Here is a 15834-nt window from a genome sequence, read left to right on the forward strand (position 1 = left end):
GATGGAAACGCCCTCTTCCGCCCTCGTGCTGGACCGCGAGACCAAGGCCAGCGAGCGCCCCGGCGACCACAAGGACGAACTCCGCCTGTGGCTGCGGATGCTGACCTGCTCGACCCTGATCGAGACTGAGATCCGCAACCGGCTGCGCGAGGAGTTCAAGACCACGCTGCCGCGCTTCGACCTGATGGCCCAGCTCGACAAGACCGCGGTCGGCATGACCGTCGGCGAGGTCTCGCAGCGCCTGATGGTCTCAAACGGCAATGTCACCGCCGTCGTCGCCGGGCTCGTGACGGACGGGCTCGTCGACAAGCGCTCCGCCCCGCAGGACCGACGGGTGCAGATCCTCACGCTGACCGCACAGGGCCGCAAGGTCTTCCGCGCCATGGCCGAGCGCCATGAGGACTGGATCGCCGAGCTTTTCGCCGGGCTCGACCAGCCGGCCATCGCGCAGCTTTTCCGGCTGCTCGGAGAGACCAAGACCTCGCTGCATCGCGCCATCGCGGGGCGGGCCGGCGAAGCCGCCAAGGGAGACGCCTGATGGCAGAGATCGCCAATGCCACGACCCTGCCGCTGGCGGGTTTCACGCCGGAGCATTTCAGCCTCTCGGTCTCCGGCAAGGTCGCGACCGTGACGTTGAACCGGCCTGAGAAAAAGAATCCGCTGACCTTCGCAAGCTACCGCGAACTCACGGATTTCTTCCTCGCTGCGCAGAAGGAAGAGGCGGTCAAGGCGATCGTCGTCACCGGCGCCGGCGGCAATTTCTCCTCGGGCGGCGACGTCTTCGAGATCATCGGGCCGCTGGTCGCGATGGAGACCAAGGACCTGCTCAAATTCACCCGGATGACCGGCGAGCTGGTCAAGGCGATGCGGGCCTGCCCGCAGCCGATCGTGGCCGCCATCGACGGCGTCTGCGCCGGGGCCGGCGCCATCGTCGCCATGGCTTCGGATCTCAGGCTCGGCACGGCCGGCAGCAAGATCGCCTTCCTGTTCAACCGCGTGGGCCTCGCCGGCTGCGACATGGGCGCCTGCGCGATGCTGCCGCGGATCGTTGGCCAGGGCCGCGCCGCGGAACTGCTCTATACCGGCCGCGTGCTCAGGGGCGAGGAAGCCGAGCGCTGGGGGTTTCTCAACCGCATCTGTGCACCTGAGACCGTGCTGGCGGACGCACAGGCGCTCGCCGCCGAGCTGGCTGACGGCCCGACCTTCGCCAATGCCATGACCAAGCGCATGCTCGAGATGGAATGGGCGATGTCGGTCGAGAGTGCGATCGAGGCGGAAGCCGTGGCGCAGGCGCTCTGCATGCAGACCGAGGACTTTTCCCGCGCCTATCACGCCTTCGCCAACAAGCAGAAGCCGGTCTTCGAGGGCAACTGAGATGAGCAGCGCTTCTCCTCTCGGCCTCGACATTCTCGACGACACGCTGGACTGGCCGTTCTTCGAGGAGAGCCATCGCGCTTTCGCCGCCGAATTGTCCGGCTGGGCCGATTCCTATCTCGCCGACCTGCCGCATGACGATGTCGACGAGGCCTGCCGGGCGCGCGTCGCAGCTTTAGGTGCTGCGGGCTTCCTGAAGGCGGCCGTGCCGGCTGCCTATGGCGGGCTCACTGACAAGCTCGATGTCCGCACGCTCTGCCTCGCCCGCGAGATTTTGGCCGCGCATGACGGGCTCGCCGATTTCGCCTTCGCCATGCAGGGGCTCGGCACAGGCTCGATCTCGATCGCCGGCTCCGAGGCGATGAAGCGGCACATCCTGCCGGATGTCGCTGCCGGCAAGCGCATCGCCGCCTTTGCACTCTCCGAGAAGGAAGCGGGCTCCGACGTCGCCGCCATGGCGACGACCGCGACGCCGGACGGCAATACCCATGTCCGCATCGACGGCGAGAAGAGCTGGATCTCGAATGGTGGCATCGCCGACCATTATGTCGTCTTCGCCCGCACCGGCGAGGCGCCCGGTGCCCGCGGGCTCTCCGTCTTCCTGGTTGAGGCCGATACGCCCGGCCTGACCATCGCGGAACGCATCGAAGTCATCGCGCCGCATCCGTTGGCGACCCTGCGTTTCGAGGGCTGCCGCGTGCCGCTCGAGAACCGCATCGGCGGTCCCGGCGACGGCTTCAAGGTCGCGATGGCGACGCTCGACATCTTCCGCTCGACGGTCGGCGCCGCCGCGCTCGGCTTCGCGCGCCGCGCGCTGCACGAGACGCTGGCTCATGCCAATGGCCGCAAGCTCTTCGGCGGCACGCTGGGCGATCTCCAGCTCTCGCAGGCGGCGATTGCCGAGAGCGCGGCCGAGGTCGATGCCGCCGCTCTCCTCGTCTACCGCGCCGCCTGGACCAAGGACCGTGGTGCGGCCCGGGTTACCCGCGAGGCGGCACTGGCCAAGCTCGTCGCGACCGAGAACGCCCAGACCGTGATCGACCGCGCCGTGCAGATCCATGGCGGCCTCGGCGTCACCAAGGGCGTCAAGGTCGAAGAACTCTACAGGGAGATCCGGGCCCTGCGCATCTACGAGGGCGCCTCGGAAGTCCAGAAGGTCGTGATCGCGCGCGACCTCCTGAAATCACATGCCGGAAGAGCACATCGTTAGAGCCGGATTCACCGGTCAGGCCGAGGGGACCTGTTCGGATCGGGCTCTCGCAGGGGAACGCCATGACAGCAACCGGATTCGCGAGATCGGGGCATCAGGACAGCTTCGCGCGGGACAACCTGCCGCCGCGCGAAAGCTGGCCCGATCTGAGGCTGGAGGAGGCGGGGCTCGCCTACCCCGAGCGGCTGAACTGCGTCGCGGAGCTGCTCGACCGGCATGTCGACGAGGGGCATGGCGGGCGCACCGCCGTGATCGCCAACGACCTGCACTGGAGCTATGCCGACCTCACTGAGGTGGTGAACCGCATCGCTAATGTGCTGACCCGCGACCTCGGCATGGTCAGCGGCAACCGCGTGCTGCTGCGCGCCGGCAACACGCCGATGATGGTCGCCGCCTATCTCGCCGTCATCAAGGCCGGCGGCGTCGCGGTCGCGACCATGCCGATGCTGCGGGCGGGCGAGCTTGCCTATCCCCTGCGCAAGGCCAAAATCACGCTCGCGCTTTGCGACCACCGCCTCACCGCCGAATTGGAGACCGCCAGGGCACAAGTGCCGGAGCTTGCCCGCATCGTCGCCTTCGGCAGCGGTGGCAGCGAGCTCGAGGCGCTGATGGCGCAGCCGGGCTATGAGCATTTCGAAGCCATCGACACGGCGCGTGACGATGTCTGCCTGATCGCCTTCACCTCAGGCACCACCGGCGAGCCCAAGGGCACGATGCATTTCCATCAGGACATGCTGGCGATCTGCGACTGTTATGGCGCGCGCGTGCTGAAGGCCTCTCCGGATGATCGCTTCACCGGCTCGCCGCCGCTCGCTTTCACCTTCGGGCTCGGCGGGCTCGTGCTCTTCCCGATGCGGATCGGCGCGGCGATGGTGCTGCCCGAGAAGGCCGGCCCGGCCGACCTGATCGACGCGATCGAACGCCACAAGGTCAGCGTCGTCTTCACCGCGCCGACGGCCTATCGCGCCATGCTCGACAAGCTCGACGGGCGCGACATCGCCTCGCTCCGAACTTGCGTCTCCGCCGGCGAGGCGCTGCCCAAGGCGACCTTCGACGCCTGGCAGGCGCGGACCGGGATGCCGCTGCTCGACGGCATCGGCGCAACCGAGATGCTGCATATCTTCATCGGCGCGCCGCGCGAGGCGATCCGGCCCGGCGCGACCGGAATTCCGGTGCCGGGCTATGAGGCGAAGATCGTCGACGCAGAGGGGCGCGATGTGCCGGACGGCACGCCCGGGCGCCTCGCCGTGCGCGGCCCGACCGGCTGCCGCTATCTCGCCGACCCGCGCCAGGCGGTCTATGTCCTGAACGGCTGGAACATCACCGGCGACACCTATCTGCGCGATGCGGAAGGCTATTTCTGGTACCAGGCCCGCTCCGACGACATGATCGTCTCGGCCGGGTACAACATCGCCGGTCCCGAGGTGGAAGCCTGCCTGCTGATGCATGAAGCGGTGGCCGAATGCGGCGTGGTCGGCGCACCCTGCCCCGAGCGCGGGCAGATCGTGAAGGCCTATGTCGTCTTGCGCGAGGGTGTCACTGGCGACGCAGCGCTGGTCAAGGCGCTGCAGGAGCATGTGAAAGCCGGCATCGCGCCCTATAAATATCCCCGCGCGATCGAATTCGTCGCCGCCCTGCCGAAAACAGCGACCGGCAAGCTGCAACGCTTCGCCCTGCGCCAGATGGCCCAGGGCGAGAGCTAACCTATCTTTCGACAGAGCCTGAACGGCCGAAAACGAGGCGATACGCCATGTCCGACCACTCCCAATCCCGCGCCATCCTGCCCGAAGGCTGGCCGCAGCCACGCGGCTATGCCAACGGCATGGTGGCGGAAGGCCGTGTGCTGGTGACCGGCGGGCTCGTCGGCTGGGACGCGCAGGGCGTCTTCGCCGAGGGCTTCATCGGGCAGCTCCGCCAGACCTTCCTCAACATCAGGGCGGTGATCGAGGCCGGCGGCGGGCGCGTCGAGGATATCGTGCGCCTGACTTGGTATGTCACGGATATCGCGACCTATCGCGCCAGCCTCAGGGAGATGGGGCCGGCCTATCGCGAGGTCTTCGGCCGGCATTTCCCGGCCATGGCGGTGGTCGCCGTCACCGCACTGGTCGAGCCGGAGGCGCTGCTGGAGATCGAGGCGACGGCGGTGGTCGGTGCCTGACCCCGCGGCCTAAATCCCTGCGCCATCCTGCAACGCCCCGACCGGCGCCTTACGCCAGAGCCGCATATGCAGCGCCCGCAAGCCGGGACGCAGCAGGATGTCACCGAAGGCGAGCGCCAGGGATGCTGCCGCATTGGCCGTCAGCACGAAGGCCGCCGCGAACAGCCCGGCGGTGCTCAACACACGCCAGCTGATCCCGGCAAGCCATGCCCGGCGGTCCGGCGTGCCGCGCCTTCCGACGATGCGGAGGACGCCGCGTTGCGCCCGTACCAGCGCCCCGCCCTCGCCCACGGCCTGTCGAGCCTCGCCCTCGGCGGGTTCGACGAAGCCGAAGGCCACCGTCTCGTTGCTGATCCGGTCGATCAGGATGAAGCCGCCGAGCTGGTGGCTCTGCGCGTAGGGCAGCGAGACCAGCGGCCGATCGAACCGGAGCGTAACGAGACCGATGCCGTTCATGCCCAGGCTCTGCGCCGGCAGCGGCTCGAAGCCCTCGATATCGATGCTGTGATGCAGCGCCTCGACCGTGGCATTGGCGCTCTGCGTCGAGAGCTTCACCAGAAATTGGCCGCCTTCGAGCATGGCCCGCTCGCCCGTCCAGAGCAGGCGTGCCTTCAGGCCGCGGCTCACCGGCAGCGCCGCCCCGGCAGCGGCGATGACGTCGCCACGCGAGATGTCGATATCGTTCTCCAGTGCGACCGTCGCGGCCTGGCCGGCAGCGATCTGGCTTGCCTCGCCGGCTGCGCCGATCAAACGTGCGATGCGGCTGGTGCGGCCGGAGGGCAGCGCGACGACGGGATCGCCGACGCGGGCACGGCCGGCAACCGGCGTACCAGCATAGCCGCGGAAATCGAGATCGGGCCGGTTGACCCATTGCACCGGCAGGACGAAGCCTTCGTCACTCGGGGCAGCGCGGGCGACCGCGACGCCCTCAAGATAGGGCAGTAGCGCCGGGCCATCATACCAGGGCATCAGCGTCGACGGGCGCATGACGTTCTCGCCGTCGCGGGCCGAAACCGGGATGAAGCGGATCGAGGCAAAGCCGAGGCTTTTCACCGCCGCGCGATAGTCGTCCGCGATGCGCTCGAAAACCGCTTCGTCATAACCGACGAGGTCCATCTTGTTGATGGCAACCACGACATGGCGGACGCCGACCAGCGAGACGATGAAGGAATGGCGGCGCGTCTGCGGCAGCAGGCCTTTGCGTGCATCCACCAGGATGATGGCGAGATCGGCGGTGGAGGCGCCCGTCGCCATGTTGCGGGTATATTGCTCGTGGCCGGGTGTGTCGGCGACGATGAAGCTGCGCGTCTGCGTCGCGAAATAGCGATAGGCGACATCGATGGTGATGCCCTGCTCGCGCTCGGCCGAGAGGCCGTCGACCAACAGTGCGAAATCGGGCGCCTCGCCTTGGGTGCCGAACTTGCGGGAATCGCTGTCGAGCGCGCTGAGCTGGTCGTCGAAGACCGCGCCGGCCTCGTAGAGCATGCGGCCGATCAGGGTCGACTTGCCGTCATCGACCGAACCGCAGGTGATGAAGCGCAGCAGCGAGTGCTGGCCTGTTTCGCTGGCGGCCGGCGCATCGTTGGCCGGAAGCGGCGTCTGCACCGGTTTCGGTGCCTTCTTCTTGGCAAGGGCAAAGCCCATCAGAAATAGCCTTCCTGCTTCTTCTGCTCCATCGAGCCGGAGCCGTCATGGTCGATGACGCGGCCCTCCCGCTCGGAGGATCGTGACGAACGCATCTCGGCGATGATGTCGGTGAGGTTCGCCGCCTCGCTCTCGACGGCACCGGTCAGCGGGTAGCAGCCCAGCGTCCGGAAGCGGACCATGCGGATCTCAATCGTCTCGCCGGGGAGGAGCTCCATGCGCTCGTCGTCGCGCATGATCCAGGCGCCGTCGCGCCGGACGACCGGGCGCGGCGCCGCGAAATAGAGCGGCACGACCGGGATGTTCTCCAGCGCGATGTAATCCCAGACATCGCGCTCGGTCCAATTGGAGAGCGGAAACACGCGAAAGCTCTCGCCGCGATGCTTGCGGGTGTTGAAGAGCTGCCAGGGTTCGGGCCGCTGGTTCTTCGGGTCCCAGCGATGTTCGGGTGAACGCAGCGAGAAGACGCGCTCCTTGGCCCGGCTCTTCTCCTCGTCGCGGCGCGCGCCGCCGAAGGCGGCGTCGAACTTGTGGAGGTCGAGCGCCTGCTTCAACCCTTGCGTCTTCATCACGTCGGTATGGACGCGCGAGCCGGAGGCGAAGGGATTGATCCCGGCCTCGACGCCCTCCCGGTTGATATGGACGATCAGGTCGAGGCCGAGCCGCTGCGCCGTCTCGTCACGGAAGGCGATCATCTCGCGGAATTTCCAGGTCGTATCGACATGGAGCAGCGGGAAAGGCGGCCTGGCCGGATAGAACGCCTTCATCACGAGATGCAGCAGGACGGCGGAATCCTTGCCGATCGAATAGAGCAGCACCGGCTTGTCGCAGGTCGCGACGACCTCGCGGATGATGAAGATCGCCTCCGCCTCGAGCTTCTGCAGATGGCTGAGCTGGATCATTGGCGCAGCTCCACAGCCGAGAGCTCGGCACGCGCCAGTTTCCCGTCCTGTCCGACATGCAGGCCGCATTCCTTGGCCGCATCATCCTCCCACCACCAGCGCCCGGCCCGCTCGGGCTCGCCGGGGCGGATAGCGCGGGTGCAGGGCTGGCAGCCGATCGAGACGAAACCCTGCGCATGCAGCGGGTTGAGCGGCACGGCATTCTCCTGCGCGAAGGCGAGCGCCTGTTCACGCGACCAGTCGATGAGCGGGCTTGCCTTGACGAGGCCGCGGGCCGCATCGGCCTCGGCCAGCTTCACCCCGCCTCGCGCCGCCGACTGGTCGGCGCGCAGGCCGGTCAGCCAGATATCGGCGCCGGCGAGCGCTCGGCCCAGAGGCTCGACCTTGCGGATATCGCAGCAGGATTTGCGGGCGTCGCGCGAGGCATAGAAGCCGTTGATACCGTTCTGGCGCACGTGGAGTTCGAGCGTGTCGTGGCGAGGGTAATACGGGCGGATCACGATGCCGTAGCGCTCCTCGGTCTCCTGCCAGAGCACATAGACCTCGGGAAAGAGCCGGCCGGTATCGAGCGTGGCGAAGGTGACAGGCAGCTTCGCGGTCGCGATGAAATGGGTCAGGACCTGGTCTTCGAGACCGAAGGAGGTGGTGAAGACTACTCGCCCGTTCGCTTCCGCGACGATGCCGGAAACGCGCGCGGGCACGTCCGCCTTGCCGAACGCCGCATCGAGCGCGGCCGCGCGATGCGCCAGCAGCGCCTCTGCCGACGTTGTCGTCGAGGGTTCGTCCGAGCCGAAGCCGTTCGCCATGGTCGTGGCCGCCTGTTCGGTAAATCGAACGAACCACTTATACCCATGGCGGCAAAGGTTCAATTTACAGAAGGTAGCGTGTTTTTTCTTATTTCACTTCCATTGGAGAAGTTTGTTTTGACGGGCGCGCTACACGCCCCTTAGCAGCACAAACTCAATGGAAATCCCGCGATTTCGGGAGGATGCGCACATTGCGCGGGTGGCGGTGGCGCGGCAACGGCGGATTCTTCAGTTCGTCGATGGGCATCGGAACCTCGGCGCGATGCGTATCCGAGAGCGAGAGCAGGTCGATCGAGCGGTCGGCGATACGCTGGGCCATGAGATGGGTGACACCCTCGACGCTCTTCTGCACCCGGCCCTCGACCAGCATCAAACGTGCACCCATGACCTCGCGGCGGAAACGCTCGAACAATCGCGCCCAGATCACGACATTGGTGATGCCGGTCTCGTCCTCCAGCGTGACGAAGATGGCATTGCCCTTGCCCGGCCGCTGCCGCACCAGCACGATTCCCGCCGTGCGGACGAAGGCGGCATCGGGCTTCGCCTCGGTCTCGGCGCAGCTCAGCACGCCCTCGCGACGGAAGCGCGGGCGCAGGAGCTGCATCGGATGCCCCTTCAGCGAGAGCCGAACGGTCTGGTAATCGGCGACGATATGCTCGGCCAGCGGCATGACCGGCAGCGCCATGCTCCGCTCCGAACCCAATTCGCGGGCCTGCGCAACCTGAAACAGCGGCAGCGCCGGATCATCCGGCAGGCGACGCACGGCCCAGAGCGCCTCGCGCCGGTCGAGCCCGAGCGAGCGGAAGGCATCGGCATCGGCAAGCAGGCGCATGGCGCGGGCGGGGAGATTGGCACGGCGCATCAATTCCTCGACATCGCGATAGGGGCCGCCGGGTTCCCGCTCCCCGGCAATGGCGTTACCCCACTCATCCTTGAAGCCGTCGATCTGGCGGAAGCCCAGGCGCAGGGCGAAAGGATCTCTTCCGCCTTCCCGGCTCGGCCGGTCGCGGTAAGAACTTGATTCCGAAACGGGCTCCAAGCTGTTGTCCAGAAAGCTGGAATTGACATCGGCCGGCCGCGCCTCGACGCCGCCGTTCTCCTCCGCCTCCCGCACGATCTGGGCCGGCGCGTAAAAACCCATGGGCTGGGAATTGAGCAGCGCAGCAGCGAAGGCGGCCGGGTAGTGCTTCTTCAGAAAGGAGGAGATGTAGACCAGCTTGGCGAAGGAAGCCGCGTGGCTTTCCGGGAAGCCATAGCTGCCGAAGCCCTTGATCTGCTCGAAACAGCGCTGGGCGAAATCGCGCTCATAGCCGCGTTCCACCATGCGCTCGACCATCATCGCCTCATAGTTGCCAATGGTTCCGGCATTGCGGAAGGTCGCCATCGCCTTGCGCAGGCCATTGGCCTCGATGTCGGAGAATTTGGCGGCAACCATGGCGAGCCTCATCGCCTGCTCCTGAAAGAGCGGGACGCCCTCGGTCTTGTTCAGAACTTCGAATAGTTCGTTCTCAGGGTGGGGCGGCTTTGGAGATGGGAACACGACTTTCTCGATCCCCGCCCGCCGTTTCAGATAGGGGTGGACCATGTTGCCCTGGATCGGGCCGGGCCGGACGATCGCGACCTGGATGACGAGATCGTAGAACTTTTCGGGCTTTAGCCGCGGCAGCATGTTCATCTGTGCGCGGCTCTCGACCTGAAAAACGCCTAGAGAATGCCCCTTCTTGAGCATTTCGTAGGTGCCTTTATCGCCATCCTTAAGATCGGCGAGCGCATAATCCTCTCCCCCATTCGCCTTGATCAGGTCGAACGCCTTGCGGATGCAGGTCAGCATGCCCAGCGCCAGCACATCCACCTTCATCAGCCCGAGTTCGTCGATGTCGTCGCGATCCCATTCGATGAAGGTGCGGTCGTCCATCGCGGCGTTGCCGATCGGCACGGTCTCGTCGAGGCGCCCGCGCGACAGGACGAAGCCGCCGACATGCTGCGAGAGATGGCGCGGATAGCCCAATAACCGGGTGGCGAAATCGACGGCGCGGCGGATCGTCGGATTGGTCGGGTCGAGCCCGGCCTGACGGACGCGGGCGTCGCCGATCTCGCTGCCCCAGCTGCCCCAATTGGTATCGGCGATGCGGGCGGTGACGTCCTCGGTCAGGCCCAGCACCTTGCCGGCCTCGCGGATGGCGCTGCGTGGCCGGTAATGGATCACGGTGGCGGCGATGCCGGCACGCTCACGGCCATAGAACTTGTAGATCCACTGGATCACCTCCTCGCGCCGCTCGTGCTCGAAATCGACGTCGATATCGGGCGGCTCCTTGCGCTCGGTCGAGATGAAGCGCTCGAACAGCACATCGTTCTCGGCCGGGTCGACGGCGGTGATGCCGAGCACGTAGCAGACGGCGGAATTGGCGGCCGAGCCGCGGCCCTGGCAGAGGATGCCTCTACTGTTCGCGAATTCGACGATCTGGCGGATTGTCAGGAAATAGCGGGCGTATTCGAGCTTCCCGATCAGATCGAGCTCCTTCGCCAGCAGCTTCTCGACCTTCTCCGGCACGCCATCGGGATAGCGGATCAGGCAGCAGCGGCGGACCAGTTCGACTAGCCAGTCCTGATCCTTCCAGCCGGGCGGGATCGGCTCGTCGGGGTACTCGTATTTCAACTGGCCAAGATCGAACTCGATGCGGGAGAAGAGATGTTGCGTCTCGGTGATGGCCTCGGGGGCATCACGGAACAGGCGCGCCATTTCCTGCGGCAGCTTGAGATGGCGCTCAGCATTGGATTCGAGCAGGCGCCCCGCCCGCTCGATGGTGCTGCCCTCGCGGATGCAGGTCAGTACGTCCTGCAGGTCCCGCTGCGCGATGGAATCATAGAGCGCGTCATTGGTCGCGATCAGCGGGGTGCGGGTCGCGGTGGCGATAGTCTTGAGGCGCGCAAGGCGGCGGCGGTCGTCGCCGCGCCGGTGCATGCTGGCGGCGAGCCAGACCGCGCCGGGCGCTGCATCATCCAGCCGAGCAAGGAGCGCAGGCAGGCCATCGAGGCTGCGGCCGGGTATCAGGATCAGCAGCAGGTCGCGAGCATCGCTCAGGAGGTCGTCGAGGACGAGACGGCATTCGCCCTTCCTCACGCCGTCCTTCAGGTTGCCATGGCTGAGCAGGCGGCAGAGCCGGCCCCAGCCGGCGCGATTGGCGGGATAGACGACGATGTCGGGCGTGCCGTCGGCGAAGACGAGGCGGGTGCCGGTCGCGAGCTTGAACTTCTTCGCCATCGCCTTCATCGGCTCGGGCTCGATGGGATGATCAGCGAAATCCGGGTTCTCGACCCAGATGTATTCGCCGGGGCTGCCGCCTTGCCTGACCTTGTCGGGCGCCGGCAGACCGTCTTCGCGCAACTGCTTCAGCGCCGCCCAGGCGCGCACGACGCCCGCCACCGTGTTGCGGTCGGCGATACCGATGCCGGAATAACCGAGCAGCAGCGCCGTCAGCACCATATGCGGCCCCGGCGAAGCGCCGCGCAGGAAGGAAAAATGCGAGGCGGCAACGGGTTCGGCGAAGGCATTCGCAATCTGATTCATGCGAAGAGCCCGTGCAGGAACCAGCGCGGCGGAGCGCTGTCGGCCTCGTAGAAGCCGATCCGGTAGAGCCAGAAACGGCGCCCTTGCGCATCCTCGACGCGGTAATAGTCGCGCATCGGCTCGTCGGAGCCGTCGCGCCACCATTCGGGCGCGATGCGCTCGGGGCCTTCGGCGCGGGCGATGTCATGGATGAGGCGCCGCCAGCGGAAGCGGATCGGCGGGCCATCCGGTACTTCCGCGATGGCCTCGACAGGCTGGGGCGGCTCGAAGAGCTGGAGCGGGCGGGCCGGCGGCTCCTGCGGCTCCGGTACGGACCAAGCTGCGTCCGGCAGCAGCGCAGCGGCCGACAGCGCCTTCGCGGCCCTAACGGGGTGATGCGTATCCTGCGCCGCGAAGCGCAGCACCCGGTCGCGGCCGAAGCGGGTGACGAGCCGGTCGACCAGATCGGCCACTGCCTCCTCCTCGACCGCGCGGCCATCGAGGCTGTGCTGCGGCGTGTCGAGCGGCTCGCAGAGCGGCACGGCGAGCTTGATCGCATCGAAGCCGAAGCCGGGATCGAGCGGATCGGACAGGGTCTCGATGCGCTCGCGATAGAGCCTGAGCAGTGCCTTGGCGTCGCGCGACGGGTGGCCGGTCTCGATGGCGAGGCGGCGCACCGCGCCGTCACTGCGAAAGAAGCCGAGCTCGAAGACGCGACCGCCCTCGCCGCGTGCCTCCAAGACCCGCGCCGCCTCCCCGATCAGCCTGACGACGACAGCCTCGAGGCTCGTCGTGTCGGCGAAAGGCTCGGCGAAATGGCGCTCGACCACGCAATCGGGCGGCGGGCGCAGCGGCGTGATGCGACGGTCCTCATGGCCGAGGATACGCCGGAGCTTGACCGCCATCGCCTCGCCGAAGCGGGCCGAGAGCGTTTCCGAAGGGCGCTCCGCGAGATGAGCCAGCGTCTTGAGGCCGGCACGGGAGAGCGCGATCACGGTCTCGGCGTCGGTATCCAGCGCGGCGGTCGGCAGCGGGCGCAACAGCGCCTCCTCCTGGCCGGGCGGGATGATGCCGCCGCGGCCGTGCCGCGCGCAGGCACGGGCAGCGTCAGGCGTGCCGGCGATGGCGGCTTTCACCTTGAGGCCCCCTCGCTGCATGGCGCGCCCGGCCAGATTACCGAGCCCCCTCTCGCCGCCGAAGAGATGGGCGCAGCCGGTGATGTCGAGGATCAGGCCATGCGGTTCGTCGAGCGCGACAAGCGGCGTGAAACGGTCGCAGAAGGCCGCGAGCGCTTCGAGGAATTCGTTGTCGGCCTGAGCTTGCGTCTCCAGCGCGACGAGATCGGGAATGCGAGCGCGAGCATCGGCCAGCGTCATCCCTCGCGTCAGGCCGAGATCGACGGCGCGCTGGTCGCAATCGACGAGGCGCAGGGCGTTGCCCTGCATCTCGGTCAGCACGTGCGGCTTCTCAGCCGGCGCGCCGGAGGCCGGTATCGCGCCCGTCCGCCGCAATCTGTCCGTCGCCAGAAAGGGGAACCAGAGGGCGAGATAGCGGCGCGGCATGGTCTGTCCGGGAAGCTCGGTCGAAAAGGCTGCGTTCCGCAAAGCAATGTCGGTCACGGTCCCACTCCACACGCCACTCACGCTCGGCCACGCCACCGCGCTGGCGCAGCAATCTCAGGGCGAAGGCCGGCGCGCCCGGCGCATTCGCCTCCAAGGCCCGCGAGGCCAGCGCCCTCACCTGCCAGCGCGTGCGCGCCGCGCTCGGCGCCTCGGCCGCCGCAACGCGCAGCAGCAGTACCGGCACGCCCGAGGCTTCCGCCGCCAGGGCGAGACGACGGCTCGCCGTCAGGTCGAAAGGGCGCGGCTCGCCCCAGGGCTCGATCAGCACGGCCCCCAGCGCCGAACAGCGCGCCGCCTCGGCACCCGCCCGCAACACGCCCTCGCCGTCGCGCGCCCGCACCAGCAGGAGGCGTGACGGATCGAGGCCAAATTCGTTCAATCCCGGCGCGTGCAATCGCCCGGCTTCGGCATCGACGAAATCCTGCCGCGCCCACAGGATGGAACGCTCGCTGGAACCATTTCGCGTTTCTTCACGCGAACCGGGGGCGGCTTCGCTCGAAAATGCTCCGGCCTTTCCATCTGCCGCCCCCGCCCGCAGCGCGAGGCCGAGCGCGAAGCCGGTCGCGGCGGCGAGATCGGCGACCTCGGCAGCGTAGATTTCATGCAGCGCTGCCCGTGCGAGCCCGCCGTTCAGGGCTTCGTCCAGCGCAGGCACGCCGAGGCCGATCCGCCCGGCCGCAACCGGCCCGCCCCGCAAGGTGGCCTCTGAGAGGCTGCGGCGCAGATCGGACAGGGTCGAGGCGGTTTCGGGCATGGGGCAAAGCTTATGTTCTCTCTTTGTTCTTTATAGAACGCTCCCCACCGGAAGGCGAGTCGAGTCTTCCCGCCTTCCCCATGCCCCTGCCAGAGAGTGACGCGAGGCGGGTCTCGTCATTCCGAAGCTGCTTGCGCAAACAGCTCTCGAGGCCAGGGCGCTGACTTATGCAGAGGCGCGTTCGGAAGAGCAGCGCCCGGAATATCCGCTCCGCCGAGGCTCTCGGTTTTCATTTATCGCAATTTCTTCACGCGAACCGACGCCCACTTCGCTCGAAAATGCTCTAGCCTCAGCGGCATGTGGGGGATTCTCTCGACCTATTGGCCGCATATCCTCGCGGTCATCACGATCGCGCTGTCGGCGGTCGCCGGCGCGCATGCGGTGATGACCAAGGACGAGGTGCGCGCCGCGATCGGCTGGGTCGGCGTCATCATCCTCTCGCCGATCATCGGGCCGCTGCTCTACGCCATCGCCGGGGTCAACCGCATCCGCCGTGCCTCGATCCTGGCCCAGCGCCCCGGCCATGGCATGGCGGCGGCCGATTTCCATGTCGAGGACGAGGCGGTCGCGACGCATTTCGGCCGGCGCTTCCTCGCGCTCAAGACGCTCGGCGACCGCGTCGCCCGCCACCCCCTGACCACCGGCAACCGCATCGACACGCTGGAGACCGGCGACGAGGCCTATGGCGCGATGCTCGCCGCCATCGCGGCGGCTGAGCGCAGCATCATCCTGGAAAGCTACATCTTCGACCGGGACCCGATCGGCCTGCGCATCGCCGATGCGCTGATCGAGGCGCAGAAACGCGGCATCGCGGTCCGGGTGCTGATCGACGCGGTCGGAGCGCGCTATTCGGTGCCGAGCATCGCCGGGCACCTGCGCGAGGGCGGAGTCGCGGTCGACGTCTTCAACGGCAACATCATCATGGGCCTGCGGCTGCCCTATGCCAATCTCAGGACGCACCGGAAGATCATCGTCGTCGACGGAATCATCGGCTTCATGGGCGGGATGAACATTCGCGAGGGTTTCACCCGCGAATTCGCCGGCGACGCCTTCGCCCATGACACGCATTTCCGCATCGAAGGGCCTGTGGTGGCCGATCTCTTCGCCGTCGCGGCCGAGGACTGGTGCTTCGCCACCGGCGAAGCACTGGCCGGCCCGGCCTGGGAGATTCCGGCGCTGGCGCGAAGCGGCATGCCGGTGCTGGCGCGCGCGGTGCCCACGGGGCCGGATTCCTATCTGGAAACCAATCACAAGCTGTTGATGGGCGCGCTGTCGGTGGCGCGCCAGTCGGTCAAGATCATGTCGCCCTATTTCCTGCCCGACCAGGAACTGATCAGTGCGCTCGTCACCGCGGCGCGACGCGGCGTCGACATCGATATCGTCGTGCCCTCGGTCAACAACCTCGTGCTGGTCGACCGCGCGATGACCGCGCAATTCGACCAGATCCTGAAGAATTATTGCCGGATCTGGCGCTCCACCGGTGCCTTCGACCATTCCAAGCTCCTCGCCGTCGACGGGAGCTGGGCCTATGTCGGCTCCTCCAATCTCGACCCGCGTTCGCTGCGCCTGAACTTCGAGATCGACCTCGAGGTTCTCGACCATGGTTTCGCCCGCGCGATCGAGCGCCGGATCGAGACGGTGATGTCGACCGCGACCCCGGTCACGCTTGCCGGCCTGCGCGCCCGGCCCTATGTCATGCGTCTGATCGACAGGCTGATCTGGCTCGGCTCGCCCTATCTCTGAGCCGAAGCAGTCATATCCCTGATGCCAGAGGCGCCTAAACCGTTACCCGCCCTACCAAGGCGGGTCCGGAGCAC

12 protein-coding genes are annotated in these 15834 nt (G+C 67.2%); 6 read left to right on the plus strand and 6 right to left on the minus strand.

What is annotated here, in order from left to right; genetic code table 11:
* Window position 1: 1 nt before the first annotated feature.
* The 5 genes from ASE61_RS01230 to ASE61_RS01250 all read left to right on the plus strand — a co-directional run bounded on the left by ASE61_RS01230 (window position 2) and on the right by ASE61_RS01250 (window position 4742).
* Window positions 2–538, plus strand: coding sequence for a MarR family winged helix-turn-helix transcriptional regulator (locus ASE61_RS01230; protein ID WP_061963868.1), 537 nt, complete (start codon window positions 2–4; stop codon window positions 536–538).
* Window positions 538–1374, plus strand: a complete 837-nt coding sequence (locus ASE61_RS01235) for an enoyl-CoA hydratase family protein (RefSeq protein WP_061963870.1) — start codon at window positions 538–540, stop codon at window positions 1372–1374. The genes ASE61_RS01230 and ASE61_RS01235 overlap by 1 nt, the downstream gene beginning before the upstream one ends.
* Before the next feature lies 1 nt (window position 1375).
* Window positions 1376–2584, plus strand: a complete 1209-nt coding sequence (locus ASE61_RS01240) for an acyl-CoA dehydrogenase family protein (RefSeq protein ID WP_200959584.1) — start codon at window positions 1376–1378, stop codon at window positions 2582–2584.
* Between the two features lie 62 nt (window positions 2585–2646).
* Window positions 2647–4287, plus strand: coding sequence for a benzoate-CoA ligase family protein (locus tag ASE61_RS01245; protein WP_061963872.1), 1641 nt, complete (start codon window positions 2647–2649; stop codon window positions 4285–4287).
* 47 nt (window positions 4288–4334) lie between these two features.
* Window positions 4335–4742, plus strand: coding sequence for a RidA family protein (locus ASE61_RS01250; RefSeq protein WP_061963874.1), 408 nt, complete (start codon window positions 4335–4337; stop codon window positions 4740–4742).
* A 9-nt stretch (window positions 4743–4751) separates the two neighbouring features.
* On the opposite strand, the gene ASE61_RS01255 is transcribed toward ASE61_RS01250, so the two are convergent.
* From ASE61_RS01255 to ASE61_RS01280, 6 genes are all read right to left on the minus strand, one after another.
* Window positions 4752–6386: a sulfate adenylyltransferase subunit 1 gene (locus ASE61_RS01255; RefSeq protein WP_061963876.1), complete on the minus strand. Its 1635-nt coding sequence runs from the start codon at window positions 6384–6386 to the stop codon at window positions 4752–4754.
* Entirely contained in the window at window positions 6386–7288 is a 903-nt protein-coding gene (cysD, locus tag ASE61_RS01260) for a sulfate adenylyltransferase subunit CysD (protein WP_061963878.1), read from the minus strand. Before cysD ends, ASE61_RS01255 begins: the two co-directional genes overlap by 1 nt.
* Window positions 7285–8094, minus strand: a complete 810-nt coding sequence (locus ASE61_RS01265) for a phosphoadenylyl-sulfate reductase (protein WP_082617005.1) — start codon at window positions 8092–8094, stop codon at window positions 7285–7287. The genes cysD and ASE61_RS01265 overlap by 4 nt, the downstream gene beginning before the upstream one ends.
* Window positions 8095–8248: 154 nt before the next feature.
* Entirely contained in the window at window positions 8249–11662 is a 3414-nt protein-coding gene (locus ASE61_RS01270; protein WP_061963880.1) for an error-prone DNA polymerase, read from the minus strand.
* On the minus strand, window positions 11659–13203 hold the full coding sequence (locus ASE61_RS01275) for a Y-family DNA polymerase (protein ID WP_082617006.1): 1545 nt from the start codon (window positions 13201–13203) through the stop codon (window positions 11659–11661). The genes ASE61_RS01270 and ASE61_RS01275 overlap by 4 nt, the downstream gene beginning before the upstream one ends.
* Window positions 13109–14017: an ImuA family protein gene (locus tag ASE61_RS01280; RefSeq protein WP_061963882.1), complete on the minus strand. Its 909-nt coding sequence runs from the start codon at window positions 14015–14017 to the stop codon at window positions 13109–13111. The genes ASE61_RS01275 and ASE61_RS01280 overlap by 95 nt, the downstream gene beginning before the upstream one ends.
* A 297-nt stretch (window positions 14018–14314) precedes the next feature.
* Between ASE61_RS01280 and ASE61_RS01285 the strand changes: the two genes are divergently transcribed.
* Window positions 14315–15760, plus strand: a complete 1446-nt coding sequence (locus ASE61_RS01285) for a phospholipase D-like domain-containing protein (RefSeq protein ID WP_061963884.1) — start codon at window positions 14315–14317, stop codon at window positions 15758–15760.
* Window positions 15761–15834: the final 74 nt, after the last annotated feature.

Origin of the sequence: Allobosea sp. Root670, assembly GCF_001429415.1 — a bacterium.
GTDB lineage: Bacteria > Pseudomonadota > Alphaproteobacteria > Rhizobiales > Beijerinckiaceae > Allobosea > Allobosea robiniae.

Excerpts from the sequence above, each read along its gene's own strand:
- ASE61_RS01230 (WP_061963868.1), top strand. The coding sequence starts at position 2 with ATGGAAACGCCCTCTTCCGCCCTCGTGCTGGACCGCGAGACCAAGGCC.
- ASE61_RS01235 (WP_061963870.1), top strand. The coding sequence starts at position 538 with ATGGCAGAGATCGCCAATGCCACGACCCTGCCGCTGGCGGGTTTCACG.
- ASE61_RS01240 (WP_200959584.1), top strand. The coding sequence starts at position 1,376 with ATGAGCAGCGCTTCTCCTCTCGGCCTCGACATTCTCGACGACACGCTG.
- ASE61_RS01245 (WP_061963872.1), top strand. The coding sequence starts at position 2,647 with ATGACAGCAACCGGATTCGCGAGATCGGGGCATCAGGACAGCTTCGCG.
- ASE61_RS01250 (WP_061963874.1), top strand. The coding sequence starts at position 4,335 with ATGTCCGACCACTCCCAATCCCGCGCCATCCTGCCCGAAGGCTGGCCG.
- ASE61_RS01255 (WP_061963876.1), bottom strand. The coding sequence starts at position 6,386 with ATGGGCTTTGCCCTTGCCAAGAAGAAGGCACCGAAACCGGTGCAGACG.
- cysD (WP_061963878.1), bottom strand. The coding sequence starts at position 7,288 with ATGATCCAGCTCAGCCATCTGCAGAAGCTCGAGGCGGAGGCGATCTTC.
- ASE61_RS01265 (WP_082617005.1), bottom strand. The coding sequence starts at position 8,094 with ATGGCGAACGGCTTCGGCTCGGACGAACCCTCGACGACAACGTCGGCA.
- ASE61_RS01270 (WP_061963880.1), bottom strand. The coding sequence starts at position 11,662 with ATGAATCAGATTGCGAATGCCTTCGCCGAACCCGTTGCCGCCTCGCAT.
- ASE61_RS01275 (WP_082617006.1), bottom strand. The coding sequence starts at position 13,203 with ATGCCGCGCCGCTATCTCGCCCTCTGGTTCCCCTTTCTGGCGACGGAC.
- ASE61_RS01280 (WP_061963882.1), bottom strand. The coding sequence starts at position 14,017 with ATGCCCGAAACCGCCTCGACCCTGTCCGATCTGCGCCGCAGCCTCTCA.
- ASE61_RS01285 (WP_061963884.1), top strand. The coding sequence starts at position 14,315 with ATGTGGGGGATTCTCTCGACCTATTGGCCGCATATCCTCGCGGTCATC.